The 21,461-nt window shown below is 63.3% G+C and carries 21 protein-coding genes; 9 read left to right on the top strand and 12 right to left on the bottom strand.

Going from position 1 to position 21,461, the window contains the following annotated elements; translation table 11 throughout:
- Both lptG and lptF read right to left on the bottom strand, forming a co-directional pair.
- Positions 1-1,071 (bottom strand): LPS export ABC transporter permease LptG, encoded by a 1,071-nt coding sequence (gene lptG / locus VGD45_RS05420; protein ID WP_331154252.1) that lies wholly within the window; start codon positions 1,069-1,071, stop codon positions 1-3.
- Positions 1,068-2,162 carry an LPS export ABC transporter permease LptF gene (gene lptF / locus VGD45_RS05415; protein ID WP_331154251.1) on the bottom strand — a complete coding sequence of 365 codons (1,095 nt, stop codon included), beginning with the start codon at positions 2,160-2,162 and terminating at the stop codon, positions 1,068-1,070. The genes lptG and lptF overlap by 4 nt, the downstream gene beginning before the upstream one ends.
- Before the next feature lie 135 nt (positions 2,163-2,297).
- Here lptF and VGD45_RS05410 point away from each other — a divergent pair, with 135 nt between their 5' ends.
- Both VGD45_RS05410 and VGD45_RS05405 read left to right on the top strand, forming a co-directional pair.
- Positions 2,298-3,785: a leucyl aminopeptidase gene (locus VGD45_RS05410; protein ID WP_331154250.1), complete on the top strand. Its 1,488-nt coding sequence runs from the start codon at positions 2,298-2,300 to the stop codon at positions 3,783-3,785.
- A gap of 8 nt (positions 3,786-3,793) precedes the next feature.
- Positions 3,794-4,216, top strand: a complete 423-nt coding sequence (locus VGD45_RS05405; RefSeq protein WP_331154249.1) for a DNA polymerase III subunit chi — start codon at positions 3,794-3,796, stop codon at positions 4,214-4,216.
- On the opposite strand, the gene VGD45_RS05400 is transcribed toward VGD45_RS05405, so the two are convergent.
- Positions 4,213-4,653, bottom strand: a complete 441-nt coding sequence (locus VGD45_RS05400; RefSeq protein WP_331154248.1) for a thioesterase family protein — start codon at positions 4,651-4,653, stop codon at positions 4,213-4,215. The genes VGD45_RS05405 and VGD45_RS05400 overlap by 4 nt on opposite strands.
- A 48-nt stretch (positions 4,654-4,701) precedes the next feature.
- A complete protein-coding gene (locus tag VGD45_RS05395; protein ID WP_331154247.1) occupies positions 4,702-5,616 on the bottom strand; it encodes a LysR family transcriptional regulator in 915 nt (304 codons plus the stop codon).
- Between the two features lie 131 nt (positions 5,617-5,747).
- Here VGD45_RS05395 and VGD45_RS05390 point away from each other — a divergent pair, with 131 nt between their 5' ends.
- From VGD45_RS05390 to VGD45_RS05370, 5 genes are all read left to right on the top strand, one after another.
- On the top strand, positions 5,748-6,515 hold the full coding sequence (locus VGD45_RS05390; protein WP_331154246.1) for an SDR family NAD(P)-dependent oxidoreductase: 768 nt from the start codon (positions 5,748-5,750) through the stop codon (positions 6,513-6,515).
- A gap of 75 nt (positions 6,516-6,590) precedes the next feature.
- Positions 6,591-9,365, top strand: a complete 2,775-nt coding sequence (locus VGD45_RS05385; RefSeq protein WP_331154245.1) for a valine--tRNA ligase — start codon at positions 6,591-6,593, stop codon at positions 9,363-9,365.
- A gap of 150 nt (positions 9,366-9,515) precedes the next feature.
- Positions 9,516-10,472 (top strand): MoxR family ATPase, encoded by a 957-nt coding sequence (locus VGD45_RS05380; protein ID WP_331154244.1) that lies wholly within the window; start codon positions 9,516-9,518, stop codon positions 10,470-10,472.
- Between the two features lie 16 nt (positions 10,473-10,488).
- Entirely contained in the window at positions 10,489-11,466 is a 978-nt protein-coding gene (locus VGD45_RS05375; protein ID WP_331154243.1) for a DUF58 domain-containing protein, read from the top strand.
- 2 nt (positions 11,467-11,468) lie between these two features.
- Positions 11,469-13,436 (top strand): DUF3488 and transglutaminase-like domain-containing protein, encoded by a 1,968-nt coding sequence (locus VGD45_RS05370; RefSeq protein ID WP_331154242.1) that lies wholly within the window; start codon positions 11,469-11,471, stop codon positions 13,434-13,436.
- On the opposite strand, the gene VGD45_RS05365 is transcribed toward VGD45_RS05370, so the two are convergent.
- From VGD45_RS05365 to pssA, 6 genes are all read right to left on the bottom strand, one after another.
- Positions 13,396-14,691 carry an MFS transporter gene (locus VGD45_RS05365; RefSeq protein ID WP_331154241.1) on the bottom strand — a complete coding sequence of 432 codons (1,296 nt, stop codon included), beginning with the start codon at positions 14,689-14,691 and terminating at the stop codon, positions 13,396-13,398. The genes VGD45_RS05370 and VGD45_RS05365 overlap by 41 nt on opposite strands.
- Positions 14,692-14,705: 14 nt before the next feature.
- Positions 14,706-16,307, bottom strand: a complete 1,602-nt coding sequence (locus VGD45_RS05360) for a peptide chain release factor 3 (protein WP_331154240.1) — start codon at positions 16,305-16,307, stop codon at positions 14,706-14,708.
- A 51-nt stretch (positions 16,308-16,358) separates the two neighbouring features.
- Positions 16,359-17,096, bottom strand: coding sequence for a hypothetical protein (locus VGD45_RS05355; protein WP_331154239.1), 738 nt, complete (start codon positions 17,094-17,096; stop codon positions 16,359-16,361).
- A gap of 102 nt (positions 17,097-17,198) precedes the next feature.
- On the bottom strand, positions 17,199-17,684 hold the full coding sequence (gene rimI, locus VGD45_RS05350) for a ribosomal protein S18-alanine N-acetyltransferase (protein ID WP_331154238.1): 486 nt from the start codon (positions 17,682-17,684) through the stop codon (positions 17,199-17,201).
- Positions 17,681-18,463: a uracil-DNA glycosylase gene (locus VGD45_RS05345; protein ID WP_331154237.1), complete on the bottom strand. Its 783-nt coding sequence runs from the start codon at positions 18,461-18,463 to the stop codon at positions 17,681-17,683. The genes rimI and VGD45_RS05345 overlap by 4 nt, the downstream gene beginning before the upstream one ends.
- A gap of 72 nt (positions 18,464-18,535) precedes the next feature.
- A complete protein-coding gene (pssA, locus tag VGD45_RS05340; RefSeq protein ID WP_331154236.1) occupies positions 18,536-19,330 on the bottom strand; it encodes a CDP-diacylglycerol--serine O-phosphatidyltransferase in 795 nt (264 codons plus the stop codon).
- Between the two features lie 174 nt (positions 19,331-19,504).
- Between pssA and VGD45_RS05335 the strand changes: the two genes are divergently transcribed.
- On the top strand, positions 19,505-20,086 hold the full coding sequence (locus VGD45_RS05335) for a lytic transglycosylase domain-containing protein (RefSeq protein ID WP_331154235.1): 582 nt from the start codon (positions 19,505-19,507) through the stop codon (positions 20,084-20,086).
- Here the strand turns inward: VGD45_RS05335 and VGD45_RS05330 are convergent.
- Both VGD45_RS05330 and VGD45_RS05325 read right to left on the bottom strand, forming a co-directional pair.
- Positions 20,083-20,370 (bottom strand): acylphosphatase, encoded by a 288-nt coding sequence (locus VGD45_RS05330; protein WP_331154234.1) that lies wholly within the window; start codon positions 20,368-20,370, stop codon positions 20,083-20,085. The two genes, VGD45_RS05335 and VGD45_RS05330, sit on opposite strands and share 4 nt — an antisense overlap.
- Positions 20,371-20,387: 17 nt before the next feature.
- Positions 20,388-20,654 carry a hypothetical protein gene (locus tag VGD45_RS05325; protein WP_331154233.1) on the bottom strand — a complete coding sequence of 89 codons (267 nt, stop codon included), beginning with the start codon at positions 20,652-20,654 and terminating at the stop codon, positions 20,388-20,390.
- A gap of 200 nt (positions 20,655-20,854) precedes the next feature.
- Between VGD45_RS05325 and wrbA the strand changes: the two genes are divergently transcribed.
- The gene (wrbA, locus tag VGD45_RS05320) at positions 20,855-21,454 is read left to right on the top strand and encodes an NAD(P)H:quinone oxidoreductase (RefSeq protein WP_331154232.1); all 600 of its coding nucleotides are present in this window, start codon (positions 20,855-20,857) and stop codon (positions 21,452-21,454) included.
- Positions 21,455-21,461: the final 7 nt, after the last annotated feature.

The following is a 21,461-nucleotide window of genomic DNA, read 5'->3' as shown; positions in this document are numbered from 1 at the left end:
TTATCGAACGCGAGACACGGCGACGGTGGTAATAACCGCCAGCAAGAACGTGGGCAGCCAGGCGACCATGAGCGGCGGCATGTTGAAGACTTCTCCGCCGCTTTCCAACATCTTGGCCAGAAGGAAGAACACCACACCGATCATGATGCCGACGACCGTGCGCGCACCCGTGCCCGTCGAGCGCATGGGTCCAAATGCAAACGGCACCGCGAGCACGACGATGATGGCAACGGCCGCGGTACGAGCGATGCGCGCCCAGAACGCGGTCTCATAGGTGCGCGAGTCGAGCCCGTTGGCCCGCAAGTGCTGAATGTAAGTGTACAGCCCACGCCCCGGCAGCGAGTCCGCTTCGAGCACGGCGAGCCCGAGGAACTCCGGCGACAGCCGCGTCTGCAGTTCCGTCTCCGGTTCCTTGCGCGTATCGACAAATTCGTCGTTGATGCTCGACTCGACGTAATTCTCCAAGCGCCATTTGTTGTTCTCATCGATGCTGGCGTTGTTCGCGTGCCCCACGCTCCGCAAGCGGCGCTGCGCATCGAAGTTGAACACGTACACGCCGCCATAACGATTGTCCGCCGACTGCTGTCGCACGGAGATCATCATGTCCCCGTCCTTGGCCCAGGCGCTGTTGTTGCCGGCCATGCTGTAGTCGTTGAACTTGGCGAATGTTTTCAACTTGCGGCCGTACTGCTCCATCGGCGGCGCGACCCACTCGCCGATGACGCCGGTGAATACCATCAGGATGACGCCCGCCATCGCAGTCCAGAGCGCGATACGCATCGTCGACACACCCGCTGCTCGCACGACGACCAGTTCCAGCGTGCGCGCCAGATTGCCCAGCGCCAGCAATGAGCCGATCAGCGCGGCAATCGGCAACAGATCGAAGGCGTACTTCGGCAGATTCAGCCCGACGAACATGAACGCGTCCTCGACCGAGAACGTGCCCACGCCGATGTCGTCCTGCTGAGTGATGAACAGATACAAGCCGCTCAACGCCATCAGCACGAGCATCACCAGCGCGGTGTTGCCCAGCACCGCCTTGATCACGTAGCGGGAGAGGATCGAAGTCATGCCGGCACCGTCACAGCCCGCGCCCGAAACAACGGAGTTTCACGCGACAACAGCCAGAGTCCGAGCGCGATCGCAATCGCGTGCACCCACCAGACGCCGACCCACTCGGGGACCACGCCGCCCTCCACCCAGGTGCGCGCCGCTTGCAACAGCAGCGAGTACACGAAATAGAACAGGATGGCGATGCCGATCCGTCCGAAGCGCCCCTGACGAGGCCGCACGCGTGCGAGCGGCACAGCGACCAGCAACAGGATCAGGACCATGACCGGCGTGGAGATGCGCCGCTGCAGCTCGGCGCGATCGCGCGGGTCCGAGGATTGCAAAAGTTCGCTGGTCGGCTTCATGGCCACCTTGCCGGCGCGGCCGTTGATCTCGCCGAGCCGGATCGGATAGCCGCCTTCGGCGAACTGAGTGATCTGCCATTCGCCCTTGCCCGGCACGCCCTTGTAATGTTCGCCGTCGTACAACACGAACATCTGATCGGCCTGCCCCGCGCCACGCTGCTCGGCGCGAGTCGCGACCCAGATCTCCAGCTCGCCGTTGCTGCCCTCTTCGTGAGTCCGGTCGACGAACACATTCACGTTGTGAAGGATGCCGTTGTCATCGACGCGTTCGGCATAAAACACCACGTTGCCGCCGCCGAAGGTGCGAAACCGGCCAGGCTCCAGCAATCCGAACTGCGCGTCTTGCAACGCCTGCACCTTAATTTCCTGCGCCCGCGCCGCCGCCTGTGGCAGGGCCCAGAACGACAGCCAGAACAGCAGGCCGACGATGACCACCCCCAGATAACTGATCGGCCGATACAGACCCGAAGGACCGACACCGCCCGACTGGATCGCCGCCATCTCGCTTTCGTGATACAGCCGGCCCAGCGTGAGCATGATGGCCAGAAAGAATCCGATCGGCACGACCACGGTCAGATAGCCCGCCGACGTCAGGCCGATCAATTGCAGCACCACCGTGCGCGGAAAATCGTTGGCCGCGGCCTGCGACAGCACCCGCGCCAGCTGATTCGACAGCAGGATGACCAGCAGTACGCCGGTGACCGCCAGCCAGGTTTCCGTAACCTCCCGCAGGAGGTATCGATCCAAGGTCCGCAATGCTCGTTCCGCGTCTGTTTACGGCAGTAATTTTTTCCCGCAGCGGGAGGTCGGCTTCCGCGGCGGCCCCGCGCCGCGAATGGAGTAGACTACCGCCTTTTTGGCGCCCTTGTGCGAGGAAGGTTCATGGAATTTTTTGTCAGCACTGCCTCCCCCTCTCGTCAGCGCACCGATTGCGCCATCGTCGGCGTGTACGACAAGGGCGTTCTGTCCGCGGCGGCCGAAGAACTCGATGCCCGCATCGGCGGCCGCATCGCCAAGCTGGTCAAGCGGGGCGACCTGCGCGGCAAGACCGGTGACGCGGTGCTGTTGTCCGATCTGAGCGGCGCGCCGGTCGAGCGCGTCATCGTGCTCGGCCTCGGCGCGCGCAGCGCCTTCAAGCGCAGGCAGTACCGCAAGGCCCTCGCCAGCGCGCTGGCCATGCTGTCCAAGACCGGTGCTCACGACGCAATCAGCTATCTGGGTCTGGACGAAATGGCGGATGCCGATGCGTACTCCCAGGCTCGCGTCGTGGTCGAGGTCGTCGCGGCCTCGCAGTATCGGATCCCAGATCACAAGACAGCGAACAAGCGCCCGAAACCGACGCTGACCAAATTCGGCGTGGCAGTCGCCAATCGCGGCGACAAGGGTCACGCCGAGCGCGGCCTCACGCACGGTCAGGCCATCGTCAGCGGCATGGCCTTGATGCGAGATCTGGCCAATCAGCCGGCCAATGTTTGCACGCCCAGCTATCTGGCCCGCGCGGCCAAGAATCTGGCCAAGGATTACAAAAAGCTCAATGTGCGCGTGCTGAACGAAGCCGAATGCAAGCGGCTCGGCATGGGATCGTTCCTGTCCGTGACCAACGGCACCGAAGAGCCGGCGGCCTTCATCGTGTTCGAATATTACGGTGCGCCCCGCAGCGAAGCTCCGACGGTGCTGGTCGGCAAGGCGGTGACCTTCGACACGGGCGGCATTTCTCTCAAGCCGCCGGCGGCCATGGATGAGATGAAGTTCGACATGAGCGGCGGTGCGAGCGTGTTCGGCACCATGAAAGCGGTGCTCGAGCTCGAGTTGCCCATCAACGTGGTCGGCATCGTGCCGGCATGCGAGAACATGCCGAGCGGTCGCGCCACCAAGCCGGGCGACATCGTGAAGAGCATGTCGGGTCAGACCATCGAAGTGCTCAACACGGACGCGGAAGGCCGCCTGATTCTGTGCGACGCCATCACCTACTCGCGCCGCTTCAAACCCGACGTGGTCATCGATCTCGCCACGCTCACCGGCGCTTGCGTGATCGCACTGGGCAATCATCTGTCCGGCCTGTTCAGCAACGACGACGATCTGGCTGCCGAGCTCAAGGCGGCGGGCGACCGTGCGGACGATCGCGCGTGGCACATGCCGATTGGCGAGGAGTACGGCGAACAGCTGAAGAGCAACTTCGCGGACTTCGCCAACGTCGCCGGTCGCGAAGGCGGCGCCATCACGGCGGCGTGCTTCCTGGCGAAGTTCACCGATGGCTTGCGCTGGGCGCACCTGGACATCGCTGGCACGGCCTACCAGGCCGGCGCGAACAAGGGCAGCACCGGCCGGCCCGTCCCGTTGCTGGTCGACTATCTCCTCAACAAGAAATAATCGCAGCCATGAGTCGAGTGGACTTCTACGTCCTCTCCGCGGAAGCGCCCGACGCCCGCCTGCGCTATGCGTGCAGGCTGGCGGAGCGCGCCGTCGAGCAAGGTTGTTACGTGTACATCCAGACGCCGGATGTGCAACGGCTCGACGACATGTTGTGGACGTTCAGCGATGGCAGCTTCCTGCCTCACGAAATCTATCGTGGCCAGCCTGCCTCGCACGCGCGAGTGATGGTGATGCTCGGCTCGGACGACGGGCCGGCGTCACATCGCTCGCTGCTGATCAACCTCGTGGATGCCATGCCGCCGGACGTGAATGCATACGAGCGCATTGCCGAGATCGTCGACGTCGACCCGGAACGGAAACGCACTGCTCGCGAACGTTACAAACTCTATCGCGAGCAAGGCTGCACGATGGAGTCGCACAACCTTTAGGCTAAATACGCGGCGTGATCGATGGTCACATTCGACGCGCCACGTTCCATCGCAGAACGTAACGCCGGCGGCAGCGGCGACTTCGTCAGGGTGTGATGATCGACGTGCACGTACACCGTCTCCACGTTGACGATCACCCGCTCATCGCCCGCGATCCGAAACTCCGTCGCCAAAGTGAACGAGGTGTTGCCGAGATGCTTCGTGGACACCGAAATCTCCAGCACCTGGTCATAGCGAGTCGGCGCGCGCCACTCCGTCGTCTGCTTGACCAGCTGAAAGTCCAGCTCGCCCGTCTGCATTTCTTTTTCATAGCCCAACGCGCGAAAGTATTCCGCCGTGGCCAGGTCGGTGTAATCGGCGTAGCGCGAGTTGAACACCACTTTCTGCGCGTCGCATTCGTTGTAGCGCGTGCGCAGGTAATAACGAAACCGGCTCATCGTGGTCGCTCCTCGACTCTCGATCGCGAAATCATAACGCACCCAAGCTCATGCGCCAGGCAACGGTATCAGCAGCGGCTTCATCAGTTCCGCAGTCCAGGACATGAACACTTGCACGCGTCGTGACAAATTGCGCCGCTGCGCATACAGCAGCCACACAGGCATCGGCTCTGACCGCAGCTCAGGCGCGACTTCCACCAGCCGCCCCTGCTCGATCAGGTGACGCACACCGGACGTGGGCGCCTGAATGATGCCGAGCCCGGCGATGCAACTTTCCTGATAGGCCTCGGCGCTGTTGACGGTGATCACGCCAGGCATATCGACGGTGCGATAAGCGACGCCGTCGTGATATTCGAACCCCATCGACCTCGCCCCCAGCGTGCCCACATAGTGGATCAGCTGATGATGCGCGAGATCCTCGACAGATCGTGGCATGCCATGCGTGCGCACGTACTCGGGGCTGGCGTAATTCCCGATGGCGTAGGCACCGAGCGGACGCGCGATCAAGCTCGAGTCATCCACCGAACCGACCCGCATCACGCAATCGAACCCCTCGCGCACGAGATCGACTTTGCGATCCGTGCAACTCAGCTCGATTTGTAACAGAGGGTGCTGACGTAGAAACGCCGGCAGCTGAGGAATGACAGTGGACCTAGCGACGAGGGTCGGCATATCGACGCGCAGGCGCCCGCGCAACGACTGCGGGCCGTGCTGAAACATCGAGCGCAGCTCGTCCATGTCCGCCAGCAGATCCTTGCAGCGTTCGTAACAAGCGCGCCCGTCGAGGGTGAGCTGCACCTTGCGCGTCGTCCGGTGCAGCAGCTGAGCGCCGAACTCGCTTTCGAGCTGTTGCACGGCCGTGGACATGCTGGCCTTGGGCATGCCGAGGCTCTCCGCCGCCCGCGTAAAGCTGGCCAACTCGGCGACCCGGACGAAGATCTGCATGGCTTCGAATTGGTTCATGGCGGCCAGTATGCGTGACTATTGTTCATATTATACGAACACTACGCTCAGAATTAGCCGGTTTATCCTCCTTATCACGACCAATAAGCTGCCCCTCGACGGTTATCCCCCACCCATACAAGGAGTCAGCAATGAGCACCTCGACCACCCCCATCGTCCTGATCACCGGCGGCAGCCGCGGCCTCGGCAAGAACATGGCCCTCCAAGCGGCCCGCCGCGGCATCGATGTCGTACTGACTTATCGAAGCAACCGGAAAGAAGCCGAAGCCGTGGTCGCCGAAATCGAGAAGTCCGGCCGACGGGCGGCAGCGCTGCAGCTCGATGTGGGCGTCGCCTCTTCCTTCGATCCTTTCGTCGAGCAGGTGCGGGCGGTGCTGAAGAACCATTGGCAGCGCGAACGCTTCGACTTCCTGGTGAACAACGCCGGCGTCGGCGCTCATGCCGGCTTTGCCGAAACCACCGAGGCGCAGTTCGACGAGCTGATGAACATCCACCTGAAAGGGCCGTTTTTCCTGACCCAGAAGCTGTTGCCGCTGCTGGCCGACGGCGGCCGCATCGTGAACATTTCTTCCGGGCTGGCCCGGTTCGCGCTGCCTGGCTATGCGGCCTATGCCGCCATGAAGGGCGCCATTGAAGTGCTGACGCGCTACCAGGCCAAGGAATTGGGTCGTCGCGGCATCGCCGTGAATGTGGTCGCCCCCGGCGCGATCGAGACCGACTTCGGCGGCGGCGCGGTCCGCGACAACAAGGAGCTGAACGCCTTCGTCGCCTCCCAGACCGCCCTCGGCCGGGTCGGCCTGCCGGACGACATCGGCGGCGTGGTCGCCTCGCTGCTGTCGCCGGAAAACCGCTGGATCAATGCTCAGCGCATTGAAGCCTCCGGTGGCATGTTCCTGTAAGCCCCTCGCCGGGCAGGCAGGAAGCGTGGCAGCTATACTAACCAGCTGTTTTCCACGCTTCCGCCCCTGCCGGCCATGCAAAAAACCTACGACCCCAAGGACCTAGAGCAGCGCATCTACCAGCGGTGGGAGGCGCACGGCTGGTTCAAGCCGTCGGGCGAGGGCAGCCCCTACTCCATCGTCATTCCGCCGCCGAACGTCACTGGCACCCTGCACATGGGCCATGCCTTTCAGCACACGCTGATGGACGTGCTCACCCGCCAGCACCGCATGCAGGGCGAGAACACCTTGTGGCAGCCGGGCACGGACCACGCCGGCATCGCGACCCAGATGGTCGTCGAACGCCAGTTGAACGCCGAAGGCGTGCATCGTCGTGACATCGGTCGCGACGCCTTCGTCAAACGCGTGTGGGAATGGAAAGCGCAGTCCGGCGACACGATCTCTCGTCAGGAGCGTCGCATCGGCAACTCGGTGGACTGGTCGCGGGACCGCTTCACCATGGATGAAGGGCTGTCCGAGGCCGTCGCCGAAGTGTTCGTGCGTCTTCACGAGGAAGGCCTGATCTATCGCGGCAAGCGCCTGGTGAACTGGGATCCGGTGCTGCACACCGCACTGTCGGATCTCGAAGTGCTGCCAGTCGACGAGCAGGGCTCGCTGTGGCATTTCCGTTATCCCATCGACGGGACCAACGAACATATCGTCGTCGCCACCACGCGTCCGGAAACGATGCTCGGCGACACCGCAGTGGCCGTGCATCCCGAGGACGAGCGTTACAAACATCTCATCGGCAAGCAGATCCGCCTGCCGCTGACCGACCGCTTGATTCCCATCGTCGGCGACGACTATGTCGATCCGGCGTTCGGCTCGGGCTGCGTCAAGATCACTCCGGGCCACGACTTCAACGACTACGAGATCGGCCGTCGCCACTCGCTGCCGCTGATCAACATCTTCGACGCCAATGCCGCCCTCAACGACGAGGTGCCCGAGAAATATCGCGGGCTCGATCGTTTCGTCGCGCGCAAGCAAGTCGTCGCGGATCTCGAAGCGTTAGGGCTGGTCGAGAAAATCGAACCGCACGCGCTGAAAGTGCCGCGCGGCGATCGCAGCAACGCTGTGCTCGAGCCGTGGCTCACCGATCAATGGTACGTGCGCATCGCACCGCTCGCTGAGCCTGCCATCGAGTGCGTCAAAGACGGTCGCATTCGTTTCGTGCCCGAGAACTGGGCCAAGACGTATTTCCAATGGATGGAAAACATCCAGGACTGGTGCATCAGCCGCCAGTTGTGGTGGGGCCATCGCATTCCGGCGTGGTATGACGATCAAGGCAACTGCTACGTCGCTCGCAGCGAGGAACTTGCTTATCAGCAGGCGCGCCTGACGCTCGGGCGCGACGTCAAACTCACACGCGACGAAGACGTGCTCGACACGTGGTTCTCCTCCGCGCTGTGGCCGTTCTCGACCCTGGGCTGGCCGGAGCAGACGAAGGAGCTGAAGTCGCTCTATCCCACCAGCGTGCTGGTGACCGGCTTCGACATCATTTTCTTCTGGGTGGCCCGCATGATCATGATGGGCCTGAAGTTCGCCGGCGACGTGCCGTTCCGGGAGGTGTACATCACCGGCCTGATCCGCGACGAGAACGGCGACAAGATGTCCAAATCCAAGGGCAACATCATCGATCCGCTCGACCTGATCGACGGCATCGACCTGGAGTCGCTGGTGGCCAAGCGCACCACCGGCCTGATGCAGCCGCAGATGAAGGACAAGATCGAGAAGGCGACGCGGAAGCAGTTTCCAACCGGCATGCCTTCCTATGGCGCCGACGCGCTGCGCTTCACGTTCTGCGCGCTCGCGACCATGGGGCGGGACATTCGTTTCGACCTCGGACGCATCGAGGGCTACCGCAACTTTTGTAACAAGCTGTGGAATGCCGCGCGCTACGTGATGATGAATCTGGAGAGCGCGCCGCCTTCTTCCGCCACCGGTCCGGTGGAATATTCAGCGGCCGATTCGTGGATCCGCTCGCGCCTGGGCGCGACCATCGAAGAAGTGCGCGCGCGCCTCGCCGAGTATCGCTTCGATCTCGCCGCGCAGGCGTTGTACGAGTTCGCGTGGTACGAGTACTGCGATTGGTATCTCGAGTTGTCGAAGCCGACGTTGCAATCCGAGCAGTCGAGCGATGCGCAGAAGCGTGGCACGCGTGAGACGCTGGCAACTGTGCTGGAGGCGTATCTGCGGTTGTTACATCCGCTGATGCCCTTCATCACCGAAGAGATCTGGCAGTCAGTGGCGCCGCTCGCCGGACGCAAGGGCGAGACGATCATGTTGCAGTCCTATCCGACTGCGGCGGAGTTCCCGCGTGATTTCGCGGCTGAAGCGGCGATTGCGCCGATCAAGGCCGTGATTCTCGGCGCGCGCCAGATTCGTGGTCAGCTGGATATCCCGCAGGCGCGCGAGATCGCGGTTGCATATCAGTCGCCCGAAGCGGCGGACGAAGCGTCGCTCCTGGCCAGCCTCGACGTGGTCCGCGGCGTCGGCAAGATCAGCGAGCTGAAGATCCTGCCCACTGACGCCCAGCTGCCCCCGTCCGCGACAGCGATAGTGGACCGTCGCACCACGTCCTCGCCGCTGGCTGGCCTGATCTCCGACCCGCAAGCGGAGCTTGCCCGCTTGCGCAAGCGCAAGGCGAAAGTCGAGCAGGACCTCAAGCGCGAAGAGAGCAAGCTGGCGAACCCGAACTTCGTCGCCAACGCCAACCCCGAGGTGGTCGCCCTAGCTCACGAGCGCATCGCCGAATTCAAACGGCAGATCGCGCAGCTCGAGGAGCAGGAAACGATGGTGAGTCGTTTGTAAGAGCGTCGCGGTGGCGCTTGGTCGAAAGCGCCACCGTTTCCGCGTCGCCAATTGGCGAATCTGTCATGCGCGTTGACGCGAATGCGAACTACCTACTTGCATTTCGCGCCGTACTAAACACACTGGCCGGCGACCGCAGCCGGAGAGCGCATGAATTCCGCCATCCCTACTCTGATCACGCAGGCCGACCCCATCGAGCTGATCGCCAATACGACGGCGCAGCTCAATCGGGTGATCCTGGGCAAGGAGCACCAGATCCGGTTGTGCATTTCGTGCCTGCTCGCGCGCGGCCATCTGCTGATCGAGGACATTCCGGGCGTCGGCAAGACCACCCTCGCGCATGCGCTCGCCGAATCGCTGGGTCTCTCCTATCAACGCATCCAGTTCACCAGCGACCTCTTGCCCGCCGACATCATCGGCGTGTCCGTGTTCGATCGTGACACCAGCACGTTCCAGTTCCACAAAGGCCCGGTGTTCTCGCAGCTGGTGCTGGCGGACGAAGTGAATCGCGCCACGCCCAAGGCGCAGAGCGCGTTGCTCGAAGCCATGGAAGAACATCAGGTCACCGCCGACGGCGCGACTTATCCATTGGCCGCCCCCTTCTTCGTGATCGCCACGCAGAATCCGGTGTATCAGATCGGCACCTATCCGCTGCCCGAATCGCAGCTCGATCGATTCCTGATGCGCATCGAGCTCGGCTATCCCGATCCGGCATTGGAGCGTCAGCTGCTGCTCGGCCAGGATCGTCGCGATCTGGTGGCCACACTCGCGCCGACGGTGTCGCCGCAACAATTGCTACTCATGCAAACCATGGTGCCCAAGGTTCACGTGTCCGATGCGTTGCTCGACTACGTGCAGGCCATCGTTCGCTACACGCGCGAGTCTCCTCTGTTCGAAGCGGGCATCTCGCCTCGCGCCGCCATCGGTTTGCTTCGCGCCGCGCAGGCTTGGGCACTGATTCACGGTCATCAGGGCGTGGTCCCCGAAGACGTGCAAGCCGTGCTCGCCGCCGTCGTGGGCCATCGCCTCAAACCGCGTGATGAGTCCGCGCCCAAAACGGCGACCGAAGTGGGCGCGTTCGTGCTCAAGGAAGTCCCGGTACCGTAACGGTCACTGCGCCGAAATGGTGGCCCTGAAATTCAATTTCGGCGTCGTCCGCCGGCTGCGCCAAGTCTCGCGGCGCTGGGCTTTCAAGAAGCACGGCGTGGATCCCGATCCTTTGACGCTGCCGGGCCGACGCATCTATATCATCCCGAGCGGCCTCGGCATCGCGTTCGCAGCGATGCTGTTCGCAATGTTCATCGGCGCGATGAACTACGCCAACAATCTCGCGCTCGGACTGACGTTCCTGCTCGGCTCGCTGGCGCTCACCGCCATGCATCACGCCCACCGCAACCTGTCCGGATTGATCGTGCGCTCGGCCATCAGCGACCCGGTGTTCGCCGGCGACGTAGCGAAGTTTCATATCGCGTTGGAGAACACCGCGCCCCTCGCCCGCCATGAGCTCACCGTCGCCAACGATCATGGCGAGGCTCCGCCCCTGCGCGTGCCGGCCAACGGACGCGGTGTGTTCGAACTGCAAATGCCCGCGCCTCGCCGCGGCCTGCTGGCGCTCGATCATTTCGAGATCGTCACCAAACATCCGTTCGGCTTGTTCCGGGCGTGGTCTCACCTGCACATGAAACTGACGTGCGTGGTGTATCCGAAACCCAGCCCTCGCGGACTGTCGGCGCCGCCCGTGGAAACAGATACCGGCGGCGCGCAGGACTCGACGCGAGGCGACGAAGAATTCGCTGGCACGCGCCCGTTCCATCCTGGCGACTCACCACGCCGCATCGCATGGAAGGCCTATGCGCGTGAGCAAGGCCTGCACGTGAAGCTCTACGCCGGCACTGCTGTCACGTCACACGTTTTCGATTGGGAGGTGCTGAGCGGAATGAGCACGGAAGCGCGCCTGTCACAACTGGCCCGCTGGATCGAAGACGCCTACGCCGAGGGCCGCGCCTTCGCATTGAAGCTGCCGGATCTGGAAATCCCAGCGAACATCGGGCCGGCGCACCGGCAACGCTGCCTCACCGCGTTGGCATTGTTCGAGCCATGAGCGTGGCGCTGACAATCCGACTGCAACAACTTACGCCGCTCGGGCAACGGCTGCCGTGGGTCATCGCCGGCCTGACGTTGTCGGTCCTGCCGCATGTAGATCACATCGCGATCTGGACCTTGTTGATCGCAGGCGTCGCGACCGCCGCCCGCATGGTCATCGAAGTCAAACGCTGGCCGCTGCCACCGAGGTGGGCACGCACCGCCCTCGCGTTTGCCTCGCTGATCGGCGTGCTCGTGAGTTTCCGCACGATCAACGGCATCGACGCCGGCACGTCGCTGCTCATCATCATGGCGGGCATGAAACTGCTGGAGACACAGTCCGTTCGCGACCTCACGGTCGTGGTGTTCCTGGCCTACTTCGCGCTGTTCGCCGCATTCCTCTACAACCAGAACATGCTGTTGCTGCCGTACATGATCTTTACGGCATGGCTGCTCACAGCGACGCTGATGCGCATCCACCAGACAGAAGCGATGTCCGTCCGGGAAGCCGCCGGCGCCACCGCGAAGATGTGTCTGCAGGCGCTGCCGCTCGCAGTGCTGATGTTCCTATTCTTTCCGCGCCTGCCGGGCCAGTTCTGGGCCGTGCCGCCGCGCGAAAAAGCGCTCACCGGGTTGAGCGAGGAAATGACTCCCGGCGACGTGTCGGAGCTGAGCCTGTCCAGCGCCACCGCGTTTCGGGTGAAGTTCCAGGGCGATCCACCGCCAGCGCGGGAACGGTACTGGCGCGGCCCGGTGTTGCATCACTTCGACGGTCGCACGTGGCGTCGCGTCGCCACGCCGTACTCGCCTCAAGAGATCGTGTCGTCGGGCGCCACCTATCGATATCGCATCACGCTCGAGCCGCAGGAACGAAACTGGATTTTCCCGCTCGACATGGCAACAGACTGGAGCCGGGAGCGCGCGTTTCGAACTGGCGACTTTCAGCTGTACGCACGGCAGCCGCAGATCACCGTGCCCACGTCGTTCGATCTCGAGTCGAACCCGACCTACATCACGGCGACGCCCTTGCGTAGCGATCTGCGGCATTTCGACACCATGCTTCCCTCCAATCGCAACGTGCGCACCGTTCAGCTCGCAAAGCAGATGCGTGAGCGCGCCGGCAGCGATGAAGCGTTCATCCAGTCGGTGCTCACCAAGTTTGGCAGCGAAGAGTTCTATTACACGCTGCAGCCGCCCGCGCTCGATATGAACGCGGTCGATGACTTTCTGTTCAACACCCGGCGCGGTTTTTGCGAGCACTTCGCTTCGGCCTTCACCGTGATGGCGCGCGCCGCCGGCATTCCGGCTCGCATCGTCACGGGTTATCAAGGCGGCGAGTTCAACCCGATGGGCGGCTACTTCCAAGTGCGTCAGTCCGACGCGCATGCCTGGTCGGAAGTTTGGTTGGAAGGCCGAGGCTGGCAACGCATCGACCCCACCGCGGCGATCGCGCCCGAGCGCATCGAGCGCGGGCTGGACGCAGCCATCGCCGAGTCGGAAGAGGTTCCGGGTCGAACGCTGCGTCAGAGCGCGCTGCTTTCCAAAATGCGCATGGCGTGGGACGCGGCCAATACCTTTTGGAACGACCAGGTCGTGCAGTTCGGCACGTCTCAGCAAGCCTGGCTGCTGGAGAAGCTCAACATCAAGGATCCGCGTTGGGAATATCTCGGCGTGGCGATGATCCTCGCGCTGCTCGGCTTCTTCGGCGTGCTTTCGGCGTACCTGGCGTGGAAGTTCAAGCCACGAGCGCGCGATCCCGTGGCGCACGTGTATGAGCAGCTCTGCCGCAAACTCGCGAAACTCGGGGTGCCGCGCTTACCGCACGAAGGACCGAACGACTATGTGACGCGCGCCGCGCGGGCGCGCCCTGAGCTGGCCGTCCAACTCGCCGAAGTCCGCTCGGTGTACGTGGGATTGCGCTACGGCCCGACGCCGCTGCCGACGCAACTCAGCCGGCTGAAGTTTCTGGTAAACCAGTTGCAGGCGTGACGTCGCGCGCGGCGCGGGCAGCGACGACGAGCACGATGGCCCCACCTGCGAACAGCAACGCGACCGATAGAATCGCCATCCGCGAATTGCCGGTGAGCAACGCCGTGGTGCCCATGAGCAGCGGCCCCAGCACGGCGGCGAACTTGCCCATCATGTTGTAGAAGCCGAAGAACTCGCCGGCGCGGTCGGCGGGAATCAACCGTCCGTAATACGAACGGCTCATGGCCTGAGTCGCGCCCTGCACGCAACCGATGGCGGCGGCCATGAAATAAAACTCCGTCTCCTGAGTCATGAACACCGCATAGAAAGTCACCGCGGCGTACACACCGATGCCCACGAAAATGCCCACCAGCGGGCTGATGCGGTCGCCGAGCGCGCCGAACAGCAGCGTCGCGGGAAACCCGATGAACTGGATCATGAGGATGCCCGAGATCAGGGTGTCCGCCGAAAAGCCCAGCGCCAGGCCGTAGTCCACCGACATTTTCATGATGGTGTTCACGCCGTCGATGTACATCCAATACGCGAGCAGGAACAGAATCACCGCACGGTACTTGCGGACTTCCTTGAAAGTGCGCGCCAGTTCTTGAAAGCCTTCACGCAAAGCACGTCCGGCGCCCACGGTCGTACTGTCCTGTGTGCGAGGAAACGAACGAAAGATCGGGATCGCGAACAGCATCCACCACACCGCGACGGAAACAAAGGACGCGCGAATCGCCGCCTCCGGGCTGGCCAGACCGAACAGCGCCGGCTTGGAGAACATCAGTACGTTGACGGTGAGCAGCAGCGCGCCGCCCAGATAGCCGAGTGCATAACCGAAGCCCGACACCGAATCGATACGCTTTGGCGGCGCGACCTTGATCAGCATTGAATCGTAGAAAATCAAACCGCCCCAGAAGCCGAGCGATGCGACCGCGAACAACAGCGCCGCGGCCTGCCATTCACCGGCGCCCACGAAAGCGAGCATCGCCGTCGGAATGACGCCGATGGCCGTGAACGCGGCCAGGAAGCGCAGATGCGCGCTGCCCCGGTCGGCCATCGCGCCGAGCCATGGCGCCATGACGGCCAGCACGAAGCTGGACACGCCGTTGGCGATGCCGAGCCAGAAGGTGCTGGTGGTCGCGTCCTGATCCGCCGTGAGGTACTGCTTGAAGAACAGCGGAAAGAACACGACCATCACCGTGGTCGCGAACGACGAGTTCGCCCAGTCGTACAACGCCCAGGCGAAGACCTTCTTGGTGATCAGCGGCGACTTCATGTCTGTTTAGTTCGTTACGCCGCGGCGGCCAGATGTTCACGCGTTTCGCGGAAATCCAGGTCGGGCCAGCGCTCCAGGGTGAGTTGCAGATTGACGCGGGTGGGTGCGAGATACACCAGCGCGCCGGAATGATCCAACGCCAGGTTCTCGTAGGCTTTAGTGCGAAACTCGTCCAGCTTCTTGGCGTCCTTGCCGTACACCCAGCGGGCGGTAAACACGTTCACGTTGTCGAACGACGCCTGCACCGAATATTCGTCCTGGAGGCGGAACGCCACCACGTCGAACTGCAGCTGGCCGACCGCGCCGAGGATGAGATCGTTGTTACGTAGCGGCCGGAACACCTGAGTCGCACCCTCTTCGCACAACTGATCCAGGCCCTTCTGCAGCGCCTTCATGCGCAGCGGATCGCGCAACACCACGCGACGGAACATTTCCGGCGCGAAGTTCGGGATGCCCGTGAACATCAACGACTCGCCTTCGGTGAAGGTGTCGCCGATGTTGATGGTGCCGTGGTTGTGCAGACCGAGAATGTCGCCCGCGAACGCCTCGTCGGTGTGCTGACGATCGGCGGCCAGGAACGTGAGCGCGTCGTTGATGCGCATTTCCTTGCCGAGCCGCACATGAAACAACCGCATGCCGCGCGAGTACTTGCCCGAGCAGATGCGCATGAAGGCGATGCGGTCGCGATGGCCCGGATCCATGTTCGCCTGAATCTTGAACACGAAGCCGCTGAGCTTTTCTTCCATCGGCTCCACCACGCGGCCGGTGGTCTCGCGCGCTTGCGGCCCCGGCGCATGTTTGACGAACGAGGACAACAACTCGGTCACGCCGAAGTTGTTGATGGCCGAACCGAAGAACACCGGAGTCTGCTTCGCGGCCAGATACTGCTCGATGTCGAACTCGGGCGCAGCGCCTCGCACCAGTTCCACTTCGTCGCGAAACGCCTGCGCGCGTGCGCCGAGAAACTCCGTCGCCGCGTCGCTGTCGAGCTTGTCGATGGTCGCGTGCGTGCCCGCCCGGCCCTTCTCGCCCGCCTGATAGATGTAGATGCGATCTTCGATCAGGTGATAAATGCCCTGCAGATCGCGGCCCATGCCGATCGGCCAGGTGATGGGCGCGCAGGAGATCTTCAGCACCTTTTCGATTTCATCCAGCAGCTCCATGGGCTCGCGGCCCTCGCGATCGAGCTTGTTGATGAACGTCATGATGGGCGTGTCGCGCAGGCGGGTCACTTCCATCAGCTTGATGGTGCGCTCCTCGACGCCCTTGGCGCAGTCGATGACCATCAGCGCCGAGTCCACCGCGGTCAGCGTGCGGTAGGTGTCTTCGGAAAAGTCCTCGTGGCCCGGCGTGTCCAGCAGGTTGACCATGTGGCCGTCGTAAGGGAACTGCATGACCGAGGAGGTGACCGAGATACCGCGCTGCTGTTCCAGCGCCATCCAGTCCGAGGTCGCATGCCGGGCCGCCTTGCGGCCCTTGACGGTGCCGGCCAGCTGAATGGCGCCGCCGAACAACAGCAGCTTTTCCGTCAGCGTGGTCTTGCCGGCGTCCGGATGGCTGATGATGGCAAAAGTTCGTCTTTTGCTTATCTCTCGGGCAGTTAGATCTTCTGACATGAGCGATTTGGGGCGATTCCGCTCCCCGCGGGCCGCCCGATGGGATCGGGCTCAGGCGCGAGAAGCCAAGCGTTGGCTGGCAAAGTCGCGAATGATAGCCCACAAGGCCACGGGCGCACGTCCTTCGTGGATCAGGACGTTGAAGATGTAGGCGGCAATGCCGCTGACCACCAGCATTTCGCCGCCATCTTCGAGAATCAGCAGCAACTGACCCAGCATGGGCGCCTTGAAGTAGGTGATCGCATGCAGGATGTCGACACCGACGCCCAGCGCGGCGAGAACCACGACGAGAAGCGCCATATCGCGTGTGACGGTGCGTGCATCGGCATCGGCGCGCCAGAAACCGAACCCGATGAGCAGGACGGTCACGCCGCCGACGGCCGATGCAAACAACAGCTCGCCGATGTCGTCGGGGCGCAGGCCGAAAGCGACCGGCAGCGCATAGTGCTCGCCCAGCCATCGGCCGAATCGCTCATGAATCTGGACCGCGTCATCCAGCAACAGGAACGTGAACACGATCGCCCAGCCGAGATACACCAGTCCGCGACTGCGACGAAACAAAGCCAGCATGCACAGCGCGATCCAGAACTGTTTGACGTATTGGAAGGCCTCGGGCAGTCCGTTATCGGCTTCCAGGGAAAAAGGCCGACCACGCAGCAGCGAGGTCTCGACGTACACCACGTGGAGCACGATGAACGCCAGATCCGCCGCGATCAGCAGCAGCAGCAGGGTTCGAACGGTGGCAAGCAGGCCTGGGCGTTGTTCTTCGGTGGCGACCGCGAGCTGCATCGAGCCGATCCCCGGTGATGGTGTCGGCTTTTGACCATACCGGGGCCCCGCCTGCAAGGGCATGGGTCACACGGGCGAGGGGGACCGGGCCTGCGGCCCAGCTCAAGTCGTTGTCAGCACTCGCTTGTAGACCAGCGCGTCCTCGCGGCCGCCGGCGGCCTGGTAATAGGCCTTGCGCACACCGACTTTGACGAAGCCCAGCGATTCGTACAGCTTGATGGCCACCGGATTGGACGGGCGGACTTCCAGAAATACATCCTGCATTTCCGCCTCGCGCGCCCGGCTGAGCAGGAAATCCATGAGGCGGCGGCCGACGCCCACGCCACGCAGATCGTTGCGAATACAAATATTGAGGATGTGCGCTTCGCCGGCGCCGTAGGACATGATGCCGTAGCCGGCCACCTGGCTTTCGAACTCGACCACGCGGCACAGATAGCCGACGCGGACGCAGTCGCGAAACACTCCTTCGCTCCATGGGAACAGGTACGAGGCACGCTCCACCGTGACGACGGCGGGGACGTCGACGAGCGTCATCGGCCGGAAGCGAACCGCTTGATACAGCGCGCTCCGGTCGAGCTCGGCGCTCACGCCGTTGCCCCACTTTGCAATGTCTCGAAGGTACGCATGGCCAATAACAGATCGGCCCATGATTTGCGCTTCTCCACCGGACTGCGTAACAGATAAGCCGGATGGTAGGTCACCACCATCGGGCGGTTGGCCGCGATTCTATGCACCGTGCCGCGCAGCTTGCCGATCGGGGTGTCCACCTCGAGCAGGGTCTGCGCGGCGATCCGCCCCACGCACAGGATCAGGGCCGGGTTCACCAGCTCGATCTGCCGATACAGATAGGGAATGCAGGCGCGCACTTCTTCGGGTTTCGGATCGCGATTGTTGGGCGGTCGCGATTTCAAAATGTTTGCGATGAAAACCTGTTCCCTCGCCAGGCCGACGGATTTCAACATGGCGTTGAGCAACTGGCCGGCGCGGCCCACGAAGGGCTCGCCTTGCTTGTCCTCGTCGGCTCCGGGCGCCTCGCCGACGATCATCCAGCGGGCGCGACGGTCGCCGACGCCAAACACCCCGTTGGTGCGGGTGGCATGCAAGGGACACTTCGTGCAGGAACGCACCGCGGTTGCAAGCTCGTCCCAGCCGAGGGCAGCGACGCTGGGGTCGCCTTCGATGCTCGGCGGCGTCGGCACGGCGCGAGCCTGAATGACGGGCTCGGGCGTCGCGCGAATGGGAATCACTGGAGCCACCGGCGCCGGAGCCGCTTCGGCCTGGGGCGCCGACACGCGCGCGCTCCCGTCTCGACGTTCCCAGACGTCGATTTCGAGTGCCTTGAGGTAGGCCAGGCGGCGGGAATCCATGCGAGACGGTGCTAGTGAATGGTTATGCCGGAGAGCTTACCGGCACGCGGTCCACTAGACCATCGGCAAACGTCAGGGGGCAGTCTCCACGGGACGCTTCTTGCGCGTCACCTTGCGCCAGACCCAATGCAACGGGGCGGAGGCCGCATACAGGCCGAACAAGGTGAACAGGGAGACCGGGGCAAGCGACACGATCACGTAGATCAACGGGATCAGGGCTGCATACACCCAGGGGATACGCCCCCGCATGTTCAGCTCCTTACCGCTCCAATAGGAGAACTTGCTGACCATCAAGGCGCCGATGCAGATGGTGATGGCGAACGCCAGCGCCAGGGCGGGCAGCCCGGTGACCGGAAATTCGCTCACCAGCCAGATGAAGCTGGCGACCGTGGCAGCCGCCGAGGGGCTGGGCAAGCCTTCGAAGTAGCGCTTGTCCGCGGTCGCGGCGCGCGAGTTGAACCGTGCCAGGCGCAGGGCCGCGGCCACGGCATAGAAAAAGCAAGCCAGCCAGCCAAACCTGCCCCAGAAGGTGCCATAGCCGTAGATGCGCTCGATGCCCCATTGGTACACGACGATGGCCGGCGCGACGCCGAACGCGACCATGTCGCACAGGCTGTCGTACTCCTTGCCGAAGTCGCTCTGGGTATTGGTCCAGCGGGCCACGCGCCCGTCCAGGCCGTCGGCCAGCATGGCGACGAAGATGGCGATGCCGGCATTGGAGAAATTGCCGTCGATGGCGGCGACGATGGCGTAGAAGCCGCCGAACAGCGTGCCCGTGGTGAACAGGTTGGGCAGCCAATACACGCCGCGGCTCGGCCGCCGGGTTTCCGCCGGCTCAACATCGCTGCTGTGATATTCGGCGCTCATGGGGTCCATTGGGTCGCGGTCAGTCGGTCCAGGGATTCAGATTGAATGTGTCGGCACGCGTCATGTTCCGGCCAGGGCACCCCTGCTGTGACGCGCTCTGAAGTATGTGTGTTTATGCCCATGATATTGTGCGGCCCGCAACGCGCACAACATACACGGTCAGCCAACCCGCTCATGGCTCGTCGAACAAGGACTGCACTGCGTTCCATGCTCCTGGTGGCGCTGATCGCCACGGTGACACCCGCTTGGGCCGATCGCCAGCAGGATCCCGCGCTCGGCCGCTTCCTGCAAAAGACCCTCAAGGAGGCCCCCTGCTTCGAAGATGAGTTCGAGGAGAAGGTCTGGCTTGCGACCATGGAGCCGAAGCTGCTCAAGCTGGTGAAGAACGAGCAGGAGCGCGCCGAGATTCTGCACCACGTGTTCTGCGAGGCGCGCCGCCTGCAGCTGCCGCCCGGGCTGGTGATGGCGGTCATCGACGTGGAAAGCCGGTTCGATCGCTGGGCCGTGTCATCGGCCGGTGCGGTGGGCCTGATGCAGGTGATGCCGTTCTGGCCGAATCAGCTGGGCATGACCAATTCCGAGCTGGTGCGCATTCCGCAGAACGTGCGCATGGGCGCTACCATTCTCAAGTTCTACCTGGATCGGGAAAAGGGCGACTACACCAAGGCGCTGGCCCGCTACAACGGCAGCGTCGGGCGTCGTAACTACGCCGACCTGGTGCTGGTGCGGCTCGCGAATCGCTGGCAATACCGTTAACGCTGGGCGAAGCCCACCGGCACGTCATCCAGATCGTTCAGCGACAATTCCTGCACGTCGACCAGCTTCACGTCCGCCGCCGGCGGACCGCGCCACAACCAATCGAGCAGCGACTGCACCGATTGCGGCTCGCCGACCGCGAGCACTTCCACGCGCCCGTCAGGCAGATTGCGCGCATAACCGGCGCAGCCCAGCTCGGTGGCTTTCTGACGAGTCGAGGCGCGATAGAACACGCCTTGCACCCGGCCGGAGATATAGCAGCGGCGTGCTATGAGGTTCGACATTAGAGATGAATGCGCGCTCAGCCGGCGCCGTTCCGATCGTCCGCGGTCCGTGTGGAGCTGAGGGCTTCGGCGGCCTTGCCGCGAGCGGCGATGGCGTCACGTCGGGCTTGTTTGTAGGCGCGCTTCTGCAGGCTGTCTTCGGCGCGATTCAACAATGCTTCAGCTTCGATCAGCGAAGCGGGGGCTGCCACCGACTCTCCGGCCGCTTCACGCGCAGCCTTGATGGCCTGTCGGGCGTTGCTCATTTCCTGCACGGGAGCGCCGGCGCACGCAGCCAGTCCCATGCTCGTTCCAAGCATGAGTAGCGCCAAACAACGGAGGGATGACTGGCTTACCATGGCGATTTTTTCAATCGACCGTAGCAATCGCAATCTACACCGTCAAGGAGCGTCTGAATACAATGCACGCGCCTCGACTGCGAGCCTCGCGTTGCATTCATCCCACATGACGCGCGCAGCGACGGTTTTTCGGAGCATCCGCGCGCATGGCTGAAATTCTGGTTTTGTTTTATTCACGCAAAGGCAGCACCGCCGAGCTGGCGCGACAGGTGTGCCGCGGCATCGAGTCTGTGACCGGCGCGAAGGCCAGATTGCGCACGGTTCCGCAAGTCACCACGGTGATAGAGCAACCGGAGCCGCCGGTGCCGAGCGAAGGTCCGCCGTTCGCGACCCACGACGACCTGCGCGAATGTGACGGTCTCGTGATGGGCAGCCCGACCCGCTTCGGCAACATGGCCGCGCCCCTGAAGTATTTTCTGGATGGGACCAGCGCGTTGTGGGCCACTGGCGAGTTGGCCGGCAAACCCGCGGGTGTGTTTACTTCCACGCAGACCATGCACGGCGGCCAGGAGACGACGCTCATCAGCATGATGCTGCCGCTGATCCATCACGGCATGTATATCGTCGGCGTGCCTTACACCGAACCCGCGCTCACCCACACTCGCTCCGGCGGCTCTCCATACGGCGCCAGTCACGTGGCCGGCCTGAGCCCGCAGGGCAAACTCACCGAAGACGAACGTTTGCTGGCGGCGCTGCTCGGCAAGCGCGTCGCCGAGCTCGCGGTCCGTCTCGGCAATGCCAAGTGATCGACGT

The organism is Steroidobacter sp., assembly GCF_036402275.1.
Taxonomy (GTDB): domain Bacteria; phylum Pseudomonadota; class Gammaproteobacteria; order Steroidobacterales; family Steroidobacteraceae; genus Steroidobacter.
Note: the sequence above shows the minus strand (reverse complement) of the source record. Positions and strands in the feature narration are given on the sequence as shown.

Excerpts from the sequence above, each read along its gene's own strand:
- lptG (WP_331154252.1), bottom strand. The coding sequence starts at position 1,071 with ATGACTTCGATCCTCTCCCGCTACGTGATCAAGGCGGTGCTGGGCAAC.
- VGD45_RS05410 (WP_331154250.1), top strand. The coding sequence starts at position 2,298 with ATGGAATTTTTTGTCAGCACTGCCTCCCCCTCTCGTCAGCGCACCGAT.
- VGD45_RS05405 (WP_331154249.1), top strand. The coding sequence starts at position 3,794 with ATGAGTCGAGTGGACTTCTACGTCCTCTCCGCGGAAGCGCCCGACGCC.
- VGD45_RS05400 (WP_331154248.1), bottom strand. The coding sequence starts at position 4,653 with ATGAGCCGGTTTCGTTATTACCTGCGCACGCGCTACAACGAATGCGAC.
- VGD45_RS05395 (WP_331154247.1), bottom strand. The coding sequence starts at position 5,616 with ATGAACCAATTCGAAGCCATGCAGATCTTCGTCCGGGTCGCCGAGTTG.
- VGD45_RS05390 (WP_331154246.1), top strand. The coding sequence starts at position 5,748 with ATGAGCACCTCGACCACCCCCATCGTCCTGATCACCGGCGGCAGCCGC.
- VGD45_RS05385 (WP_331154245.1), top strand. The coding sequence starts at position 6,591 with ATGCAAAAAACCTACGACCCCAAGGACCTAGAGCAGCGCATCTACCAG.
- VGD45_RS05380 (WP_331154244.1), top strand. The coding sequence starts at position 9,516 with ATGAATTCCGCCATCCCTACTCTGATCACGCAGGCCGACCCCATCGAG.
- VGD45_RS05375 (WP_331154243.1), top strand. The coding sequence starts at position 10,489 with ATGGTGGCCCTGAAATTCAATTTCGGCGTCGTCCGCCGGCTGCGCCAA.
- VGD45_RS05365 (WP_331154241.1), bottom strand. The coding sequence starts at position 14,691 with ATGAAGTCGCCGCTGATCACCAAGAAGGTCTTCGCCTGGGCGTTGTAC.
- VGD45_RS05360 (WP_331154240.1), bottom strand. The coding sequence starts at position 16,307 with ATGTCAGAAGATCTAACTGCCCGAGAGATAAGCAAAAGACGAACTTTT.
- VGD45_RS05355 (WP_331154239.1), bottom strand. The coding sequence starts at position 17,096 with ATGCAGCTCGCGGTCGCCACCGAAGAACAACGCCCAGGCCTGCTTGCC.
- VGD45_RS05345 (WP_331154237.1), bottom strand. The coding sequence starts at position 18,463 with ATGGATTCCCGCCGCCTGGCCTACCTCAAGGCACTCGAAATCGACGTC.
- pssA (WP_331154236.1), bottom strand. The coding sequence starts at position 19,330 with ATGAGCGCCGAATATCACAGCAGCGATGTTGAGCCGGCGGAAACCCGG.
- VGD45_RS05335 (WP_331154235.1), top strand. The coding sequence starts at position 19,505 with ATGGCTCGTCGAACAAGGACTGCACTGCGTTCCATGCTCCTGGTGGCG.
- VGD45_RS05330 (WP_331154234.1), bottom strand. The coding sequence starts at position 20,370 with ATGTCGAACCTCATAGCACGCCGCTGCTATATCTCCGGCCGGGTGCAA.
- VGD45_RS05325 (WP_331154233.1), bottom strand. The coding sequence starts at position 20,654 with ATGGGACTGGCTGCGTGCGCCGGCGCTCCCGTGCAGGAAATGAGCAAC.
- wrbA (WP_331154232.1), top strand. The coding sequence starts at position 20,855 with ATGGCTGAAATTCTGGTTTTGTTTTATTCACGCAAAGGCAGCACCGCC.